Raw genomic sequence first — 17,766 nt, 5'->3', positions numbered from 1 at the left:
AATGCATAGAGGAAAGTTTCTGACTTCGGCGTTTACGGTGGCCACCCTCCTCGCCCTCACGGGCGGGGAGGTGGTGGGCCAGGACAGCGCCGATCCCAATGCGAGCATCGACCAGATCGCGTTCGGAACGCGCGCGGGCGAGTTCCTGCTCGTGCCGGTCGGTGCTCGCGCCGCGGCCATGGGTCAGGCGGCCTCGGCGTTCGCGGATGACGCGACGTCGCTGTACTGGAATCCGGCCAACGCCGGGTTCGCGTCCGACAAGGTCAACGCGCATTTCTCGTTCTACGACTACGTGCTCGACACTAGCTATTCGTGGGGCGGCGTGACCTTCCCCTTGAGCGGGGGAGACTGGGTCATCGGCTTCCAGGTCGGCGGCTTCAGCTTCGAGGATGGCCTCGAGACCACCGTCGCTCAGCCCGAAGGCACCGGCTCCACGTTCTCGAACAGCATGTTCGTGGGCGGGCTGACGGCGGCCTTCAACGTGACCGATCGCTTCTCGTTCGGCGCCACCGGGAAGTTCGTCCAGGAGAGCCTGGCGGACACCGATGGCTCCACGTTGGCGGTGGATCTGGGCACGAACTTCCACACCACGGTTTCGGACCGGATGCTGAGGGCCAGCTTCGCGATCCTGAATCTGGGTGGGGAGATCGAACAGTCCGGCTCGGACCTGGAAATCACCGTCCAGAACCCGGACCCGAACGAGCCCAACCGGCAGGACCGCGCCGAGTTGCGGACGCAGCCTTTCCCCCTGCCTGTCATGTTCAAGGTGGGCCTGGCATACGACGCCGTGTCGACTGCCTCGAACCGGCTGATGCTGTCCGGTGAGTTCTGGCAGCCGCAGCAGAACAACACGTCGGCGGCGTTCGGCGCCGAGTACACGATCATGCCGGAAGGCGTGCCGGGCTTCTCGGCGGCGCTGCGCGGCGGATACACGTACGAGCCCGATCGCAGCTTCGACGAGACCACGGTCGGCACCTCGCTGTCACTCGACGACGACGGCGCCGACGGACTCGCTGGGGGAGGTGGAATCTCCTGGCGGCCGTCCGATCCCGAGTCGTTCGGCTTTTCGCTGGACTACGCTTACCGGCACCTCGGGCTGCTCGAGGGAACCAATATGTTCAGCGTGTCTATCAACTTCTGAGGACACGTCGCCGGCGGATCATCGCTGCAGCGGAGCTGCGCCGGTCCTGATGTAAGAGCAGCGGCCCGTTCCTCCGGGAGCGGGCCGCTCGCGCTTCCGCCGCCGCCACCTCCGAGCGGAAAGCGTTTCTTTCAGGAGGATTCATGATTGCATTGCTGTCGGCGCTGCTGCTGGCGCCGCCCGCCGACACCACGGCTCAACTCCACGTCTATCGCTACTGGCGGGCGCCGGACATCACCAACGTGGTTTGTTTCGTTTCCGTGCCGCTCGCCGAACTGACGTACGCTGAAGACGCGGAGGAACGCAGCCGCGTGGCCCGTTACGAGATCGGACTGACCATCCTGGACGCCAGTGGCAACGTCCTGGTTCAGGAGGACTGGGGTAATCGCGTCCGCGTGGGCATGGGCGAGGTCCCCTCCAGCTCTCAGGCGGTCGAGAACATGAGCTTCGATCTGAAGCCGGGAGAGTACCGCCTGGCGGTCGAGGTGCGAGACTCGGTCTCGGGCCAATCGACGCGCCTCGAGGAGGTGATAGACGCGACGGGGGAGCGGCCGCTGATCGGCGACCTCTTGCTGGCCCACTCGATCGATCGGGTTCCGGAAGGCGGGGAGGCGCCCGCCGGGTCGCTACTGAGGCACGGGCTCGCGATCGCGCCGAACCTGACCGGGACGCTGCCGGCGGACGGCGCGTTGGTGCAGGTGTACACGGAGGTCTACCCGCCCCAGACGGCCGAGGGCGAGGACGTGGCCGACGTGCAGATCCTGCTCGCGGCGGAGGAGACGCCCGACCTCCAGCAGGAGGCGCCGCCCGTGCAGAAGCGCTACCCGCCCGGAGGTGGCCTGGAGCTGGTGCGGGTGCCGGTCGAGGGACTCGCGCCGGGTCCGTATCGGGTCGGCGTGCGGGTGGCCTTCCCGGACACCGCCGTCACCGCGTACCAGCGGTTTGAGCTGAGCGCGCCGCGGGTGGCGGCGGTCGGGCCGGCGAGGACCGACTTGTTCCCGAGCCACTCCGAAGCCCAGCTCGACTCGCTCTACCTCAAGGTCGACTACATCGCCACGCCCAGGGAGCGGCGCATGTTCAAGGGTCTCTCCGCGGAGGGCAAGCGGCGCTTCATGGAGGAATTCTGGAGCCGGCGCGACCCGATCGCGGGGGACCCCAACGAGGCGTACCAGGAGTACATGGACCGCGTCGAGTACGCCAACCGCGAGTTCGACTTCGCGGGCAATCCGGGCGAGGGCTGGGCGACGGCTCGTGGTCGCGTGTGGGTCATGCAGGGCGCGCCTTTCGAGCGGTTTACGCGGCCCACGACGGGCCCAGTTGGAGAGGGCCTTCGGGTGCGCACCGGAGAGCGGATGTACGAAGTGTGGCGGTACGCCGGGAGCAGGAACGACGTGTTCGTTTTCTACGACCAGACCGGCTGGGGCAACTTCCACCAGGTCTATGCCACGCATCCGGAGGAGTTCACCGAGACTGGCTGGCAGCGCTACTTCGACCAGCAGACGATCGAGTTGATCCTCAGCATGGGGTCCGGCCGCAACCGCTAGTTCGGCGTCGCGCTGCAGCTCTTATGGAAGAACGCGGCAGACCTTCGGGTCCGCCGCGTTTTTCGCATCGGTTGGGGTCCGGCTCGTTCCTACCCGGCCTCGGCCTCGCCCGCTTCCGCCTCTTCCCGCTTCAGGCAGGCCTCCAGGCCCGCGAACAGCCTCTCGAAGTGCTCGGGCCGGTGCGCCGCTGTTGCGCATATTCGCAAACGGGCCTGGCCCGGCGATACGGCGGGGAAGACCACCGAGGAGGTGAACACGCCGTGGTCTTCCAGCAGCCACTTGGACCACAGGAAGGCGCGCCGATCCGGGCCCAGCATGATCGGGATGACCGGCGATTCGGCGGTCCCCGGGTTCAGGCCCAGACGCTGGAGCCCCTCGTCCAGGAGGCGGGTGTTCTCGCGCAGGCGCTCCATGTGCTCGGGCTCTTCGAGCAGCACGCGGATGGCCTCGAGGCACGCCGCGGAATTGGCCGGCGTGAGCGCGGCCGAGAAGATGTAGGGGTTGGAACCGTGCTGTAGGTAGATCTTGAGCAACTCGCTCCCCGCCGCGAAACCGCCCGAGGACGGCACGCCCTTGGAGAGCGAGCCGGTGTGGATGTCCACGCCGCGCGGGTCCACTCCCTGCGCCTCGCACACGCCCCGCCCGGTCTCGCCCACGGCGCCCAGGCTGTGCGCCTCGTCCACCAGCAGGAACGCGCCGTACTCCCGCTTCAGCCGGATGAGCTCCGCTATGGGTGCCTGGTCGCCGTCCATGCTGAACACCCCGTCCACCGCGATCAGAATGCGCTTGTAGCCCCGGTTGCGGGCCTGCCGGAGTCGCCGCTCCAGGTCCCCCATGTCGTTGTGGCGGAAGCGGCGCAACTCCGCGCCGGCGGTGCGCACTCCCTCCACGATGCTGGCGTGCGCGTACTGGTCGAGCAGCGCGATGTCTTCCGACGCGAAGAGAGAGGTAATGGAGGCCACGTTGGCGTCGTAGCCCGACGGGTAGACCGCCGCCGCCTCCTGGCCCAGGAAGTCGGCGAGTTCTCGCTCCAGCTCCAGGTGGAGAGCCAGCGTGCCCGTCAGGAGCCGGACTCCGCCGGTGGAGGTGCCGTACCGGTCGACCGCTTCCTTGACGGCCACCTGCACCCTGGGGTGCCCGATGAGCCCCAGGTAGCTGTACGTGGAGAACATCACGATCGGCTCGCCGAGCGCGGCCGAGTCGGGCCCCGCCATGCGATCCAGCGGCAACTGGAACGTGTAGATGTCATCGACCAGCCCGACCTCGAAGCGCTCGAACCAGCGGCGCGCGCCGGGGCAGTCCAGCAGCGAGCCTTCCTGGATCAGGTCGTCGGCGGTAAAGCGCGAAAACAGCCCGCCAAACGGAGCGCTCGTATAGTCGTGGAGCGCTCCACTAATTGGGGCGGAAGACGACTTTGATAGAGCCGCGTCCGCGCTTGTCGAGGGCGGTGTCGAGGGCGTCACGGTAGTCCTCCAGGCCGAATTCGTGCGTGACCAGGTCCAGGTCGTTCAATCCTCCCTCGCGCATCAGCTCGAGGGCGATGTCGTATATGTCTCTCCTCTGACCGCGGAAGGGCGCGTCGCCGTAAGCGATGACCCCCGCGATCGTCAGTTGCCGGTACCACACCCGCGTCCAATCCGCGGTCACCTTGGCGGCGCCACCCACCAGCACCAGGCGTCCGCCCTCGCGCGTGAGCGTCAGCGCCTCGCCGACGGTGCGCTGGCTGCCCACCGTGTCGAACACGAGCGACGGTCCGCCCTCCACGAAGTCGGGCGCCATGCTCGGCTCGAACACCCTCGCGCCGGGGAGGCTCGCGGCCCACTTCAGCGCGTCGTCGCCGCCGCGCAGGAGCACATCCGCGCCGGCGGCTTCAGCCATGCGCCGCTGCGCGTCGTAGCGAGCCGTAGCGGCTATCGTGCCCCCGTACCCGACCAGCCGCAGCGCACGGATCGTCAGGAGGCCGATCGTGCCGGCCCCGATCACGAGCGCGACGTCGTCCGTACGCGGCGGGTGCAGCAACACCGGGCGCAGCGCCGAGGCGAACGGATCGGTCAAGACCGCCACGCGGTCGTCGAGCTCGCCGGCCTCATGGAGCTGCGATCGGTGGGCCACGAACGAGCCCGCCCAGCCCCCTCCAACGACCGGATTGTAGCCGGCCATGGGCCCCACACCCAGGTCGCCTTCCACCGTGCGCCTGCACAGCCCCCGTTCGCCTCGCAGGCAGGCCGCGCAAGGGTCGAGCCCGCGCTGCTCGCACGCGAGCATCGGGTTCACGACCACGCGGTCCCCGACGCGCCAGTCGCCCACGTCCCCCGCCACCTCCGCGACGGTGCCGACGTTCTCGTGCCCGAAGGTGAACGGGAACGCGCCGAAGGGCTCCAGCGTGAACGAATCGTGCGCGGTGACCGCCGACAGGTCGCTGCCGCAGATTCCGCTTACGACGGTTCGTACGCGCACCCAGCCCGGGCCCGGAAGCGCCGGGGGATCCACGTCATCCAGCCGGGTACAGCCCAGGCTCCCCACGGCCGCGGACGGTCGGCGCTTGGCCACCATCCGCGTAGCGATGTACCGCAGGGGATTGTAGTGGAAGCGAATCGCCTGCAAGCGCACCGTCCACTCGGTTGTCGCGGCGCTTTTCGCCCGTCCGTGGGCGTCGCCGGGGGAGACACGAATCGCGCAAAGCTAGCGCCGAAGTTGGTTCGGTACAAGCGTGTTACGGGTGTCGCCACCCATGCGCCGACGCTATCATCCGCGCATGAATCAGCCACCCGACCCGGGCGCCGAGACGGGCATGAACCGGCGTGGTTTCCTGCGCGCCACCGCCGGCGGTGGCGCCGCCATCGCGCTCGCCGGAGCGCTGCCCCCGGGCACGCTGGAGGCGTACCCCGCGGCGCAGCAAGATGGGACGCGGCTGCGGGCGCTCTCGGCCAAGCAGTACGCCGTGGCGCGGGCGGCGGCGGAGGCTCTCCTGGTGGACGTCCCGGTCGAGCCGGCGCTGGTCGCGCGCGCGGTCGACGCGGACCTGGCCGCGGTCGGCGACCCGATCCGGGCCGACATGCGGACGGTCCTCACTCTGCTGGAACACCTCACGCCGCTGAGCGGCCACCTGCGTCGTTTCACGTCGCTGAACCTGGAGGATCGCCGCGCCTACTTGCTCGATTGGGCGCGGAGCCGCCTCAACCTGCGCCGGGCGGCGTTCCAGGCCACGCGCGGCTTCCTCTTCTTCAATACCTATCTGCGCGAGGAGACCTGGGCCGTCACGGGCTTCGAGGGTCCGTGGCCCGAGCGCTTCTCCTTCCCGGTACCGCCGGTGGACTTCGGAGAGATCGCGTGATCATCCAGGGCACCCACCGTACCGGTGAGATCCGCGACCGGGCCGATGTGATCGTGATCGGCACCGGAGCCGGCGGTGGCACGCTCGCGGACTTCCTGTCGGAGCGCGGGTGGGACGTGGTCATGCTGGAGAAGGGAGGGTTCTTCCGGGCCGAAGATTTCAGCCAGCGGGAGAACGAGGCGATGGCCGATTTCAACGGCCGCCGCGGGCTCGATTCCACCGTGGACAACGCCTACTTCCTGAACTACGCCGAATGCGTGGGCGGCTGTACGGTGCACTACTGGGGCGACTCGTTCCGCGCGCCGGCGGACCGCCTGGACGTGTGGAGGGGGCTCGGCATCGACTGGATGACGGTCGCGGACCTGGCGCCCCATTTCGACGCGATCGAGGAGGACCTCGGCATACACATCTGCGAGGAGCGCCTGTTCAACGAGAACAACCGTCTGGTGCGCCAGGGTTGCGAGGAACTGGGCGTAGAGGGTGGCGCGGTTCCCACCGCGCGGGTGGACTGCATCGGCTGCGGGTGGACGCAGTACGGCTGCGCCTACAACCGCAAGAGTTCGCAGCTCATCACCACGATCCCCCGGGTCTCCATCCGGGGCGGTCGCGTCTACAGCGACGCGCGCGCGGATCGGCTGATCGTCGAGGGCGGCCGGGTGCGGGGCGTGGAGGGTGCGCTGCTGAGTCGGGACACCGACGAGCCGCGCGGAACCTTCCGCGTGGACGCCGACCTGGTGGTGGTGGCGGGCGGGGCCATCGGGTCAGCCGAATTCCTGCTTCGCAACGTGCAGGATCCCACGGTGGGGAAGCGGCTCTACATGAACCCGCACTATTTCGTGTACGGCGACTTCGGGCGCGAGATCGACAACGTCACCGGTATCCCCTGTGCGTACGAAGTGAGCCAGTTCCGGGAGCTGCATACGGACGCTACGGGCGGCTATCAGGGCGGCGGCTATACGATGCTCTGCAACCACCAGTCGCCGGGGGTGACCGCGGCGACGCTGAGCGAGATCGGCGCGGCGCACCGCGAGCGGATCGGCAAGTATCGCCAGCTCGGCTCGTTGATGTCGGTCATCGACGAGACCAACCCCGGCCGCATCTGGGTGGACGACGACGGCCACCGGCGCAGCTGGCACCGCGTGCGCGGAGTCGACGTCCACAAGGCCGTGGACTACATGAGGAACGCCGCGCGCATCCTTTTGGCGGCCGGCGCGCGTGAGGTGTGGATACCAGATGTGTGGGGCACCGTGGTGCGCGCAGAGGACGAGGTCGAGCGGAATATCGGCATCCGGTCCGTCATGCCCAACGCCCAGTTCGCTGCTGGCAGCCACTTTCTGGGAACGGCGCCGATCGGCGCGGACCCCCAGGACTCCTTCGCGGACCCCAACGGCGAGTCGCATCGCCTGAGGGGCCTGTATGTGGCGGACGGAGCGGCGGTGCCGGGCAGCGTATCGAAGGATCCCTCGCTCACCATCATGGCGGTCGCCCGGCGCATAGCCGAGGGGATGCACGAGCGCGAGGGGGCCAAAGGGGCCTGAGCGAGCCGGGAGTCCACTAGGCGTCCGGCGGCCCGTGCTCGAGGTACTGGCTGAGCCTGCCCAGATCGATGTTGCCGCCGCTCACCGTGACCGCCACCCTGCCACCCGGGGGCAGGTCGACCTTGCCGGCGAGCACCGCCGCGACCGCGGCGGCGCCCGCGGGCTCCGCGAGCAGCTTCGCCCGCTGAAGCAGGAAGCGCATCCCTTCCACGATTTCTTCGTCGTCGACCAGCACCATGTCGTCCACGTACGCCCGCAGGTGCTCGAGCACGAGGTCTCCGCTCGTCGGCGTGGCGAGCCCGTCGGCTATGGTGGTGACGGCATCGAGGAAGTGGGCGCTGCCCTGGCGCAGGCCGGCGGCCACGCACGCGGCGCCCGTGGGCTCGACCCCGATCACGCGCGTTCCGGGGCGCAGAGACTTCACGGCGGTCGCGATGCCCGCAATGAGGCCGCCGCCGCCGACGCACACCACGATGGCGTCGACGTCCGGCAGGTCCTCCAGAATCTCCAGCCCCACCGACCCCTGGCCGGCGATGATGTGCGGATCGTCGAAGGGGTGGACGTAGACGAGGCCGCGTTCACGGCTCAGCTCGTCGGCCTTGTCGAAGGCGTCGTAAACGGTGCCGTGGAGCACCACTTCCGCGCCGTAGCCGCGGCTCGCTTCCACCTTGGCGCGCGGCGCGGTTTCGGGCATGACGACCGTGGCTCGAACGCCGGCGGCGCTGGCGGCGTAGGCGACGGCTTGCGCATGGTTCCCCGCCGAAACCGCGACCAGGCCCCGCGCGCGCTCGGCGGCGTTCAGGTGGGAGACGCGCACCGTGGCGCCGCGGGTCTTGAAGGATCCGGTGCGCTGCAGGTTCTCCGCCTTCAGGTAGGCATCTACCCCGGCGCGCTCACCCAGCGTGGTCGAGCGAAGAAGCGGCGTGCGGCCGAGCGCTCCGTAGACCACCTCGCGAGCGGCTCTGATGTCCTCCAGGTCGACCACTTCGCCTCCCCGCCGTCAGTCTTCGGCGGAACTCACGACCCACTCGCACGCGTCGTCTCCGCGTTTCACGCAGCGCTCGTGGGTTACGCCCTGGTGGTCCCGCAGATACGTCCTGGCCAGCTCGTCCAGGGCGCCAGTAACCACCGCGCAGCCGGTACCCAGGTCGTCGGCCGCCGCGGTGAACGGGGACGGCGACCGAACCACCAACGGCCGCTCTACCTTGAACCGCCCGCCGGGCGTGCCCACCGGCCTCAGCAGGGACCTCGCCGCGCGCCGTGCGGCGATGCGTCGGAGAAAGGACGGCAGTCCGGGGCCGACTCGAAACCGCGGCAGCGAGCGCCGCGCGAACGCGACCCCGGCCTCGCGGAGCACGTTGCGTGCGTCGGGCCGGCGGATTACGAGCCGAAAGAGGTCGACCACCTCCTCCACCGGTACGCGTTTCCCGTCTCGGGCCGCTGCCTCGTAACCCGTGATGCGCCGTGCCACCACGTCGCTCAAGCCGAAGCGGCGTGGCAGGCTGGCGGGGAGATCCTCGTTCTCGAGGATCTCCTCGGGCAGATCGATGGCGCGCACGGTCTCCAGCAGCACGAGCGGAAGCCGAGCCGCGATAGTGCCGTCGAGGCGCGCGGAAGGGTCGGTGGTCATTCTTGCAGGTCGCCGAATCGTCGGAGCGATCCGCACGGGATCGCGAGCGGCAAAGTGGGGGCGCGAGCGACGCGCGGCAACGGAGCCATCGCTCACCCGGTTCCGTGGGTGGCCCGATTCCGCCGCCACAGGCTAGGTTTGTCCCATGCGCAGATACCCCCCTTTCGATCCGCCCGAGTACGTGGATTGGGAGCCCGATCCCGCGCTGACCCTGGCGTACGGACGGGCGCTCGACGAGAACCCGTCGCGCCGGTCCGTGATCTCCGCGCTGGAGCCGCAGGAGTTCCTGGACCTGTACGCCGGCATGGTGCGCAATCGCACCCACGACACCGAGTTGAAGCGCTGGGTGCGGCGCGGCGTCATCTCCAAGGCGTGGCTGGGGACGGGTGAGGAAGCGGTGACGGTGGGCGCCGTGCACGCGCTGGATCGCGAGCGCGATGTCGTCGCTCCGATGATCCGCAACGCCGGCGCGTGCCACGAGATGGGCATGCGCCTGGAGGATCTCTTCGCCGGCTACCTGGGCACCGCGGACGGGCCCAACGGGGGGCGCGACCTGCACGTGGGATCGGCCGCCAGTGGGGTGCTGCAGCCGATCTCGCACGTGGGCGACATGGTCCCCGTCATGACCGGTGTCGCGCTGGCGTTCCGCAATCGCGCAGATCCGCGAGTGGCGCTGACGTGGATCGGCGACGGCGCGACCAAGACCGCGACAGTTCACGAGGGGCTCAACCTGGCGGCGGTGCAGGCCGTGCCGGCCGTGTTCATCATCCAGAACAACCAGGTCGCCCTGGGGACCCGAGTCGATCAGCACCACGCCGGTGACTTCGACGCGTGGCCGCGCATGTACGGCATGGCGGGCGACCGGGTGGACGGCAACAACGTGCTGGACGTGCTGGCGGCCACGCGCGTGGCCGCCGACCGCGCACGCGCGGGAGGAGGCCCGACGATCATCGTGGCCGACACCTTCCGCATGGGCGGGCACGCCACCCACGACGAGGCAGAGGCGCGGCGTACTTTTCCCGCCGAGCTGTTCCGCGAGTGGGGCAAGCGCGACCCCATCGGCCTCTACGAGCAGTGGCTCGTGGGACGGGGCGTGCCGAGGCAGAGACTGGAGGCGATCGAGGAAGAGGTGACCCAGGAAGTGGCGCGCGCCGCCGAGCGTGCGTTGGAGAACAGGGACGCGCGCATGCCCGAGGGCCCCGCGGCGGAATTCGACGGCTTCAGCGCCGGCGTGCGCCAGCCGGGACTCGCGCACCGCACGGACTTCTCCAACGGTACACTCTAGCCCCCGGCGGCCGCATCGAGCGCGTCGAACAGTCCCCACAGCGCCCCCAGGGTCAGCCCCCAGACCGTGTGTCGCCCGTGTCGGATGGCCGGGAACGTGCGCGCTTCGGGGCCGGTCCCGTGGACGATCTCGGTAGCCGAGGCCTCCGCTCTCAGGTCGGCCACGGGGGCCCAGAAGGCCTCCTGCACCTCGCGCGGATCCGGCCGCAGCCGCAGATCCGGTGGCACCGCGACCACGAAGGGGGCGATGACGATGGAGGGCAACCGGCGCGCTGAAGGCGCCATTTCGTGAAGGGCGCCGAGGGGCCGTCCGAGTCGGGACACGTTGGCTCCCAGTTCTTCATCCGATTCGCGGAGGGCCGTCTCCAGCAGCGTGCTGTCGGCCGATTCGCGCCTCCCACCGGGGAACGCGATGTGCCCGGACCAGGGGTCGCCCGCCATCTCGGCGCGATGGATCAGCAGGAGCTCCAGGGACGGAGTAGCTCGCAGCAGCAGCGCCACGGCGGCCTCTGTGGTCCCATCCGGTCTGTGCACGGTCCGCGCGGGCCGGTCCTGAAGGGTGGCGCGCAGGGCCTCGATAAGCTGCGACATGGCGCCAGACTACCCGAGCCCTCGGCGGGGAGCAAACTCGCCGCGGGCCGTGTAGGACGGATCATGACTACCGGCGGCGCGAAGGCGGAAAGACGGCGCAGGATCTTCGAGCGCGACGGCTACCGGTGCGTCTACTGTGGGCGGCCATACGAGGAGAGCCAACTGAGCGTGGACCACGTGGAGCCGCGGCAAAGGGGTGGCGATCACTCCGACGGCAACCTCGTTACCGCCTGCCTGACCTGTAATCGGGGCAAGGCCGGCAGACCGGCCTGGGCTTACCTGGAGTCGGACGCAATGGCCCGTGAGAACTTCCTTCGCAGCGCTCGCTGGGTCTGGCCGCGCCACCGCAGGGCGGTAATCGAGGCCGCCCGAAGCGCCTCCGAGCGCGCCGCCGCCGAGCGAGCGCGGGCGCCATGAGCGCGCCGCGGAAGGGCTGGGTTACGGCCTCCCTCACGGCCCTACTCGTGGGCGGGTGCGGGCCGCAGGAGGCGCCGAGTCCCCCGATCGATGCGGCCGCGGAGGTGGGCCTTGGTGCGGCCAAGGCGTCGCGCTGGGTGCGCGCGGCGCGTCGGGGCGGGCAGCTGTCCGACTCTCGCTTGATCGGCGTCGGATACCTCGAGCGCGCACGCCTGGGGCTGGGATCGCCATTCCGACTCGCCGAGTTCGCGCTGACGGATCCGCGCGTCACGGAGGCCGATCGCCGGCCGGTGGCGGCGTCGATCCTGCAGCGGACGTTGCGCCGACAGATCTACGCGATCGACTCACGGGTGCTGGACGGAGCCGAGGTCCTCATGGGCCGCCGCGAAGTGCGGCCCGGGTCCGATCACGTCCGGCTGATCGAGCGCACCATCCGGGAAGCCGAGGATCCTCGCGCGGGTGAGCTGGCGGTGCGTGTCGCCTATGCGCTGGCCGGAGCCGAGGGCGTCGTCAAGCGATCGGCCGTCCGCAACGCCATCCGTGTGGCGGCGCTTCTGCGGGACCGGGAGCTGGCCAGACGAGACGCCCTGGCGTTGCTGGCCGCGGCGGAGGAGAGCGGCGAGTCCGCGTTGACGATCCTGCCGGCTTGGCGCGCCGACGGCGGTGCGCGAGTGGAGGAGCCGCTCAGCCAGCCCCCCACGCCCGCGCTGGAGTCGGAGGGACTGCGCCTGGCGGCGCTGTTGGTGGACGCCGTCCGTAACCTCGCCGGGCCGGGCGCGACCCGGGGGATTGCCGGAGAGCGGTCTTCCAGGCCGTTGCTCGCTGCGGCAGCCGCGACGCGCCTGGCTGCCCTTGCGAACCGTCACCACGCGCCACCGCGCCCGGCGATCTCTCTCGCCCTGGAATCCCACGCCACCGTTCTGCGCAGCGGCGTGGGGTTCGGAGCGCACGGGCGCGTGGCCGCGCGGCGGTTCCTGAGCCGGGCCACGACCGAGGAGGCGCTCGCGGCCGAGTTGGTACTGCTCAACGCCCGCACCGCGGACCATCCGGTGGGCAACGCGGTCGCTCTGTGGTCCGCTGTCGGCACGCGAGCGTTCGCCCAGGAGCGACCGTGGTTCCCGGGCTCGCCGGCGCCTCTGCAGGCTGACTTGGCCGAGCGTCATGGGATCGCCGGCGTGACGTTCGACGCCAGCGTGGCCGAGGCGTGGAGGCCGTACTACCTGGCCGTCCTCGACGTGGCGGTGTCCGACCTGCGGCGCGTGATGCCCACCCTGCGGCTGGACGGCCTGCGCATCCACGTCGGCGCGGCGGAGCGCACCGGCCCCCTCGCGCTGCACGACCCCGGGGAGCGCCGCCTTTATCTCCCGCCCCTCACCGGAGCCGGGACGCTGGCGCACGAGATCGCGCACGACCTGGACTGGCAGGTGGCACTGCGCCGTTACCACGTCCGGGGCGATTACGGCACCGATCGATCCGTGCGGGGCGCGGGCGACTCGTTCGCGACCTCGGTGCGCGGGCTCGCGGCTGCAGCCTCCAGCGCCGCCGCCGCGCCTGCCGACGGCAGCCACTGGGCGAGACCCGCCGAAGTGTTTGCCCGGGGAATCGACTGGTTCAGTGTCGTGGCGCTCGGCCACGAGGGTCGCATGAACGGGTACCTGTCGTCCGTGCAGGACGACGTCCTGACCGGGTACGGCACGGTCCCGCCCCCCGACGTCAGCGGGAAGGCTGGAGGCGCGCTGGTAGCGATCCTGGACGACATCGCGCCGGTGTACGCGGAGACACGCGAGTGGTTCCTGTCCGGATTCGGGCCGGGCCGAGCCCATACCGCCATGGACCTCTTGAGGCTGGCTCTGGCGGACCCCCGCGACGCCCGCTTCCCCGAGGGCGCCGCGGCGCGGCGCGGCCCGCGCCGCCTGCGCACCGCGCTGCGCGGCTACGAGCTCGCCGCGGACGCGCTGGACGCGTGGATCTGCCTGGCGCCTGGCGCGGCCTACGGCGACGCCCGCGCCGGCGCGCGACGCGAGCTCATCCGCCAGGCGGCGCGGTCGGTCGCGCGGGGACTCGCTCTGGAGCGGGGCCGGGCGCTGGCGGGGGACGCGGGCCGCCGGTGGCTCGCGCGCAGGCTGTACGGTAGGAGGTGGCGCGAGGAACCCGTCCCCGAGGAGGTCCGCCCGGAACTGGAGGCCCTGCTCGAAGAGCTCGAGACCGTGGAGCGGGCGTTGCGGGTGCTCGACCCGGACAGCGGTTTTCGCTTGAGTCAGCCGCCGGACGCGTGCGGCGGGGCGCCGGCGATCAACTAGTGGGCTGTAACAGACCACCAGACAGCGCGCGTCGTCGACGCGCGGTTACACGCCCGTGGCGTCCGCCCCCCAAATGAGCTTGTGCAACTGCAATTGCAGGCGCACGGGGAGTTGGTCCTCCAGGATCCAGCCGGCCAGGTCCGCCCACTCCACGGCGCCCCAGGCTGGTGCCATGAGCAGCGCGCGGAGTTGGCCGGACCGCACGCGCTCGTCCAACCCGCGGACAGCGATCGTCTCACGAGCCCACTCGTAGTCGACGCGGTCGGCCACGACGAATTTGACCTCGTCGCGTCCGGTGAGCTTGTCGATGTTCGACCAGAGGTTTCGGTGGCTCTCTCCCGACCCAGGACACTTGAGGTCCATGATCTTGTGGGCTCGGGGGTCGAGCGGGCCGACATCCAATGCGCCGGACGTCTCGACGAGTACGGTGAAGCCGGCGTCCAGGAGGAGCGTGCACAGCCGAAACGCTCCCGGGTGGACCAAGGGTTCGCCGCCGGTCACCTCCACGAGCGGCGTGCCGATCGACCGCGCGCGCTCCACGATGGCCCTCAGGGTCATTCGCTCGCCGCCGTGGAACGCGTACTCGGTGTCGCACCACACGCACCGGAGCGGGCATCCCGTAAGGCGGATGAACGTGCACGGCAGCCCCGCCCACGTGCCCTCTCCCTGGATGGAGTGGAAGATCTCGGTGACGCGCAGTAAATCCGATCTTGCGGCGGCCGAATCCGTCGGGGCGGCACCCTCGCTCACGCCGTCGGCTTCCTCCCTCTCGACCCGTTCCCGCGCAGGAAGCCGAGCGGGGATTCGCGCACGATGCTGTCGACCACGAACAGGAGATTCGCCGGTCTCTCGGCCATGCGGCGCATGAAATAGGGATACCACGCTTCGCCGAACGGTACGTATATGCGCAGGTGGTACCCCTCGTCCACGAGCTGCCTCTGGATGTCCCTGCGGACTCCATATAGCATCTGGAACTCGAAGCGATCGCGGTCGATGCGGTGGTCCCGGGCGAAGCGCTTGGTGGCCTGGATCATCGCCTCATCGTGCGTGGCGATCCCGGGATAGTTCCCGTCCGTGAGCAGCGCCTCCATGCAGCGGACGAAGTTGGCGTCCACGTCGGTCTTGTCCGGGTACGCGACCTCCTCCGGCTCCTTGTAGGCGCCCTTGCACAGCCGCACCCTCGCCCCCAGGCGATTCGCCTTCGCGACGTCCTCTTCCGTGCGGTAGAGGTACGATTGCAGCACCACTCCCACGTTGCGGCGGCCCTCGTTCCAGCGCTCCACGAAGAAGTCCAGGGTCTGCTGAGTGTACTCCGCCGACTCCATGTCGAAGCGGATGAACAGGTCGCGCTCTGCGGCCGCGTCGAGCAGGGGATTCACCACCTCCAGGAGAAACGTATCGTCGATGTCCTGCCCCAGCTGCGTGAGCTTGACGCTCACGTTGGCGTCCAGCTCTTCCCGGCCGATCGCGCTCACCACGGCGCCGATCGTCGCTCCCGCGGCGTGCGCTTTCTCGGCGCTGTTGACGGACTCGCCCAGATAGTCCAGGGAGACGTGCATGCCGCCCTCGTTCAGCGCCCGGGCCGCGGCGAGCGCGTCCTCGACGGTCTCTCCGGCGACGAACCGACGGGCGACGGATCGAGCGAACGGCGCGTCCGTCGCGATGCGGCGTCCGAGCGAACTCTCGCTCAACGCGAGCAGGACGTCCTTCAGCATGCTTCGTCTCCAAGGTCCTCCGCTCTGCGCCGGATGGCGGCGTCCAGCTCCGCGCGAATCTCGAACAAGGTCCAGCCCTCGGCCGACGCGCGCGCCTCGGCCGCGCTTCTTCCGGAGGCCACGTCGCGTGATTCCACGTGGCCCATGATGCCCGCGCCGGTCGCCGCCCAGCGCGGAAACACGAAGAACGAGGCGTACGGTCGGCTCGGGTCGTCGGTCTCCTCGACGTCGACCTCCACCGTGTAGGCGTGGCCATCGACCCCCTCGAACGCCGGCGGACGCTCGTGCTCGCGACGATACCCGGCGAGCGTGGCATCGGCCGCCTCGCCGGTGGCGCGCTTGGTCGCGCGCAGCGTGTCGATCAGATCCGGCGCGGACCCGTTTCCTTCGTGATGAGTCATTGCCAGGAAATGTCCCATGAGCGCGAGCCGCGCACAACCGGCTAGCGGCGTGCGCTCCGGGGGCATAGGGTTGGCGGTGGTTCGAGGGGAGTGGCCCCGGGACCAATCACGAGAAGCCCAACCGATGCGAATGCGAGCGGCGCTCTTCTACGAGCACGGCGGCCCGGAGATGCTCCGGATAGAAGAGGTAGAGGTGCCCCAGCCCGGCCCCGGGGAGGTGCGCCTGCGGGTGCGCGCGGTGGCGCTGAACCACCTGGACCTCTGGGTCCGGCGCGGACTCCCGATCGATATCGAGATGCCGCACATCGGCGGCTCGGACATCGCGGGAGAGGTGGACGACGTGGGGCCGGTGGTGTTCGGCGTGAAGCCGGGCCAGAGGGCCGTGGTGAATCCGTCCTTGTGGTGCGGCGAGTGCGAGTGGTGCGCCCGCGGAGAACACAGCCTGTGCGTCCGCTACCGGATCATCGGCGAGCACGTGCGGGGCGGCGCCGCGGAGTTCGTGGTGGTGCCCGCGCGCAACGTCTACCCGATCTCGGATGGCGTGGCCTTCGAGCGGGCCGCGGCGGCGCCCCTAGCGTTCATGACGGCGTGGCGCGCCCTCATCACCCAGGGCCGGTTGCGGCCGGGCGACACGGTCCTGATCACCGGGGCGTCCGGTGGGGTCGCGACCGCGGCCGTTCAGATCGCGCGTTTCGCGGGCGCCCGCGTGCTCGCGCTGACGTCCACGCCCTACCTGGATCGCGTGCGGCAACTCGGCGCGCACGTGGTCTACGACCGCTCCGACGAGGAGTGGTCTCGATCCGTCTGGCGTGAGACGGGCAAGCGCGGCGTGGATGTGATACTGGACTCCTCGGGCTCGACGATCTTCGGACCCTGCGTCCGGTCGCTGGCCCGCGGCGGCAGGATGATCGTATACGGCGCCACGACCGGCCCCACCGGCGAGCTCGATCTGCGGCTGCTGTTCTGGAAGCAGGCGCATGTCGTGGGCTCCACGATGGCAAACCACGCCGAATTCCTGAAGGTCATGGACCTGGTCTTCTCGGGCGAATTCGACCCCGTGGTGGACAGCGTGCGGCCGCTGTCGGAGATCCGCGAAGCCCACGCACGGCTGGAGTCGGGCGAGGCCTTCGGCAAGATCGTCCTCGTGCCCTGAGTCGGACCGATGACGATAGGCCCATTGGCGGTCCTGGCGGCGGTCCTCATCGGAGTCGCGGTCGTGGGGTTCGTGATTCGAACCCTGCTCACGCTCGCGAAGATCGCGCTGGTAGTGGGCGCGGTCCTGTTGGCGCTGAGCTTTTTCGCCTGAGGGCCTAGCGTACCGTTGCAGAAGTCCCGTAGGCATTCGGCTCGCGCTGCATCCCGCGGATGCGGCGTTGGAACTCCTTGCCGTAGCGACGGCTACGGCGCGTCGTTCCGCCTTGCCCCGCGGGCGCATCACGCGCCTCGGTGCACACGGGACTTCCGCGCCGGCACACTAGCGCTCCCAGCGCCCCGAATCGCGCTCCCGGTACTTCTCGAGCACGCGGCGTAGCGCGTCGTCCAGGTCGATGCCTTGCTCGTTGGCGAGAGCCATCAGCACGAACAGCACGTCTCCCAGCTCGAGCGCGAGGTCTCCGTCCGGCTCGTCCGCGCGCTTCCTTTTCGGGCCGTGGCGGTGGTTTACCTCGCGGGCGAGTTCGCCCACTTCCTCGATCAGGCGCGCCAGGTTCGCCAGGGGCGGCCAGTATCCCTCCCGGAACTGGCCGATCCACGCGTCTACCTCGCGCTGCGCCTCCGCCAGAGTGAGCTCCGGGGGCTGGGTGGTCGTCATGGCGACCAACGTACCCGGCCCGAGGGGGCGCGGCCACCGCCAGGAGCCGAGGCCGCGAGTG

18 protein-coding genes are annotated in these 17,766 nt (G+C 69.9%); 9 read left to right on the top strand and 9 right to left on the bottom strand.

Annotation, left to right across the window (positions count from 1 at the left end; all coding sequences use genetic code 11):
- Position 1: 1 nt before the first annotated feature.
- Both ABFS34_02275 and ABFS34_02270 read left to right on the top strand, forming a co-directional pair.
- On the top strand, positions 2-1,141 hold the full coding sequence (locus tag ABFS34_02275; protein ID MEN8374255.1) for a PorV/PorQ family protein: 1,140 nt from the start codon (positions 2-4) through the stop codon (positions 1,139-1,141).
- A gap of 143 nt (positions 1,142-1,284) precedes the next feature.
- Complete coding sequence (locus ABFS34_02270) at positions 1,285-2,685, top strand: GWxTD domain-containing protein (GenBank protein MEN8374254.1); 1,401 nt, start codon at positions 1,285-1,287, stop codon at positions 2,683-2,685.
- 89 nt (positions 2,686-2,774) lie between these two features.
- On the opposite strand, the gene ABFS34_02265 is transcribed toward ABFS34_02270, so the two are convergent.
- Both ABFS34_02265 and ABFS34_02260 read right to left on the bottom strand, forming a co-directional pair.
- Positions 2,775-4,148 (bottom strand): aminotransferase class I/II-fold pyridoxal phosphate-dependent enzyme, encoded by a 1,374-nt coding sequence (locus ABFS34_02265; protein MEN8374253.1) that lies wholly within the window; start codon positions 4,146-4,148, stop codon positions 2,775-2,777.
- Positions 4,078-5,295, bottom strand: coding sequence for an alcohol dehydrogenase catalytic domain-containing protein (locus ABFS34_02260; protein ID MEN8374252.1), 1,218 nt, complete (start codon positions 5,293-5,295; stop codon positions 4,078-4,080). Before ABFS34_02260 ends, ABFS34_02265 begins: the two co-directional genes overlap by 71 nt.
- Positions 5,296-5,440: 145 nt before the next feature.
- Here ABFS34_02260 and ABFS34_02255 point away from each other — a divergent pair, with 145 nt between their 5' ends.
- Positions 5,441-6,019, top strand: a complete 579-nt coding sequence (locus tag ABFS34_02255) for a twin-arginine translocation signal domain-containing protein (GenBank protein ID MEN8374251.1) — start codon at positions 5,441-5,443, stop codon at positions 6,017-6,019.
- Positions 6,016-7,557, top strand: coding sequence for a GMC family oxidoreductase N-terminal domain-containing protein (locus tag ABFS34_02250; GenBank protein MEN8374250.1), 1,542 nt, complete (start codon positions 6,016-6,018; stop codon positions 7,555-7,557). Before ABFS34_02255 ends, ABFS34_02250 begins: the two co-directional genes overlap by 4 nt.
- 16 nt (positions 7,558-7,573) lie before the next feature.
- On the opposite strand, the gene ilvA is transcribed toward ABFS34_02250, so the two are convergent.
- Both ilvA and ABFS34_02240 read right to left on the bottom strand, forming a co-directional pair.
- Positions 7,574-8,542, bottom strand: coding sequence for a threonine ammonia-lyase (ilvA, locus tag ABFS34_02245; GenBank protein MEN8374249.1), 969 nt, complete (start codon positions 8,540-8,542; stop codon positions 7,574-7,576).
- Positions 8,543-8,557: 15 nt separating this feature from the next.
- Positions 8,558-9,187 (bottom strand): hypothetical protein, encoded by a 630-nt coding sequence (locus tag ABFS34_02240; protein MEN8374248.1) that lies wholly within the window; start codon positions 9,185-9,187, stop codon positions 8,558-8,560.
- A gap of 145 nt (positions 9,188-9,332) precedes the next feature.
- Here ABFS34_02240 and ABFS34_02235 point away from each other — a divergent pair, with 145 nt between their 5' ends.
- Complete coding sequence (locus ABFS34_02235) at positions 9,333-10,472, top strand: thiamine pyrophosphate-dependent dehydrogenase E1 component subunit alpha (protein ID MEN8374247.1); 1,140 nt, start codon at positions 9,333-9,335, stop codon at positions 10,470-10,472.
- On the opposite strand, the gene ABFS34_02230 is transcribed toward ABFS34_02235, so the two are convergent.
- Entirely contained in the window at positions 10,469-11,062 is a 594-nt protein-coding gene (locus tag ABFS34_02230) for a CoA pyrophosphatase (GenBank protein MEN8374246.1), read from the bottom strand. The genes ABFS34_02235 and ABFS34_02230 overlap by 4 nt on opposite strands.
- A gap of 63 nt (positions 11,063-11,125) precedes the next feature.
- Here ABFS34_02230 and ABFS34_02225 point away from each other — a divergent pair, with 63 nt between their 5' ends.
- Both ABFS34_02225 and ABFS34_02220 read left to right on the top strand, forming a co-directional pair.
- Positions 11,126-11,479 carry an HNH endonuclease gene (locus tag ABFS34_02225; protein ID MEN8374245.1) on the top strand — a complete coding sequence of 118 codons (354 nt, stop codon included), beginning with the start codon at positions 11,126-11,128 and terminating at the stop codon, positions 11,477-11,479.
- A complete protein-coding gene (locus ABFS34_02220) occupies positions 11,476-13,779 on the top strand; it encodes a hypothetical protein (protein MEN8374244.1) in 2,304 nt (767 codons plus the stop codon). Before ABFS34_02225 ends, ABFS34_02220 begins: the two co-directional genes overlap by 4 nt.
- Positions 13,780-13,824: 45 nt before the next feature.
- Here the strand turns inward: ABFS34_02220 and ABFS34_02215 are convergent, their stop codons facing one another.
- The 3 genes from ABFS34_02215 to ABFS34_02205 are packed head-to-tail and all read right to left on the bottom strand — an operon-like array spanning position 13,825 to position 15,895.
- Entirely contained in the window at positions 13,825-14,529 is a 705-nt protein-coding gene (locus ABFS34_02215) for a radical SAM protein (GenBank protein MEN8374243.1), read from the bottom strand.
- Positions 14,526-15,494 carry a proline dehydrogenase family protein gene (locus tag ABFS34_02210; GenBank protein ID MEN8374242.1) on the bottom strand — a complete coding sequence of 323 codons (969 nt, stop codon included), beginning with the start codon at positions 15,492-15,494 and terminating at the stop codon, positions 14,526-14,528. Before ABFS34_02210 ends, ABFS34_02215 begins: the two co-directional genes overlap by 4 nt.
- Positions 15,488-15,895, bottom strand: coding sequence for a hypothetical protein (locus ABFS34_02205; protein MEN8374241.1), 408 nt, complete (start codon positions 15,893-15,895; stop codon positions 15,488-15,490). The genes ABFS34_02210 and ABFS34_02205 overlap by 7 nt, the downstream gene beginning before the upstream one ends.
- 124 nt (positions 15,896-16,019) lie before the next feature.
- Between ABFS34_02205 and ABFS34_02200 the strand changes: the two genes are divergently transcribed.
- Positions 16,020-17,048: an alcohol dehydrogenase catalytic domain-containing protein gene (locus tag ABFS34_02200; protein ID MEN8374240.1), complete on the top strand. Its 1,029-nt coding sequence runs from the start codon at positions 16,020-16,022 to the stop codon at positions 17,046-17,048.
- Positions 17,049-17,057: 9 nt separating this feature from the next.
- Complete coding sequence (locus tag ABFS34_02195; GenBank protein ID MEN8374239.1) at positions 17,058-17,201, top strand: hypothetical protein; 144 nt, start codon at positions 17,058-17,060, stop codon at positions 17,199-17,201.
- Positions 17,202-17,369: 168 nt separating this feature from the next.
- Here ABFS34_02195 and ABFS34_02190 read toward each other — a convergent pair whose 3' ends face one another.
- Positions 17,370-17,705, bottom strand: coding sequence for a nucleotide pyrophosphohydrolase (locus ABFS34_02190; GenBank protein MEN8374238.1), 336 nt, complete (start codon positions 17,703-17,705; stop codon positions 17,370-17,372).
- Positions 17,706-17,766 lie beyond the last annotated feature (61 nt).

Source organism: Gemmatimonadota bacterium (genome assembly GCA_039715185.1).
GTDB lineage: Bacteria > Gemmatimonadota > Gemmatimonadetes > Longimicrobiales > RSA9 > DATHRK01.
This window is presented reverse-complemented; position numbering and strand designations above follow the sequence as displayed.

Excerpts from the sequence above, each read along its gene's own strand:
- ABFS34_02275 (MEN8374255.1), top strand. The coding sequence starts at position 2 with ATGCATAGAGGAAAGTTTCTGACTTCGGCGTTTACGGTGGCCACCCTC.
- ABFS34_02270 (MEN8374254.1), top strand. The coding sequence starts at position 1,285 with ATGATTGCATTGCTGTCGGCGCTGCTGCTGGCGCCGCCCGCCGACACC.
- ABFS34_02255 (MEN8374251.1), top strand. The coding sequence starts at position 5,441 with ATGAATCAGCCACCCGACCCGGGCGCCGAGACGGGCATGAACCGGCGT.
- ABFS34_02240 (MEN8374248.1), bottom strand. The coding sequence starts at position 9,187 with ATGACCACCGACCCTTCCGCGCGCCTCGACGGCACTATCGCGGCTCGG.
- ABFS34_02235 (MEN8374247.1), top strand. The coding sequence starts at position 9,333 with ATGCGCAGATACCCCCCTTTCGATCCGCCCGAGTACGTGGATTGGGAG.
- ABFS34_02230 (MEN8374246.1), bottom strand. The coding sequence starts at position 11,062 with ATGTCGCAGCTTATCGAGGCCCTGCGCGCCACCCTTCAGGACCGGCCC.
- ABFS34_02225 (MEN8374245.1), top strand. The coding sequence starts at position 11,126 with ATGACTACCGGCGGCGCGAAGGCGGAAAGACGGCGCAGGATCTTCGAG.
- ABFS34_02220 (MEN8374244.1), top strand. The coding sequence starts at position 11,476 with ATGAGCGCGCCGCGGAAGGGCTGGGTTACGGCCTCCCTCACGGCCCTA.
- ABFS34_02210 (MEN8374242.1), bottom strand. The coding sequence starts at position 15,494 with ATGCTGAAGGACGTCCTGCTCGCGTTGAGCGAGAGTTCGCTCGGACGC.
- ABFS34_02205 (MEN8374241.1), bottom strand. The coding sequence starts at position 15,895 with ATGACTCATCACGAAGGAAACGGGTCCGCGCCGGATCTGATCGACACG.
- ABFS34_02200 (MEN8374240.1), top strand. The coding sequence starts at position 16,020 with ATGCGAATGCGAGCGGCGCTCTTCTACGAGCACGGCGGCCCGGAGATG.
- ABFS34_02195 (MEN8374239.1), top strand. The coding sequence starts at position 17,058 with ATGACGATAGGCCCATTGGCGGTCCTGGCGGCGGTCCTCATCGGAGTC.
- ABFS34_02190 (MEN8374238.1), bottom strand. The coding sequence starts at position 17,705 with ATGACGACCACCCAGCCCCCGGAGCTCACTCTGGCGGAGGCGCAGCGC.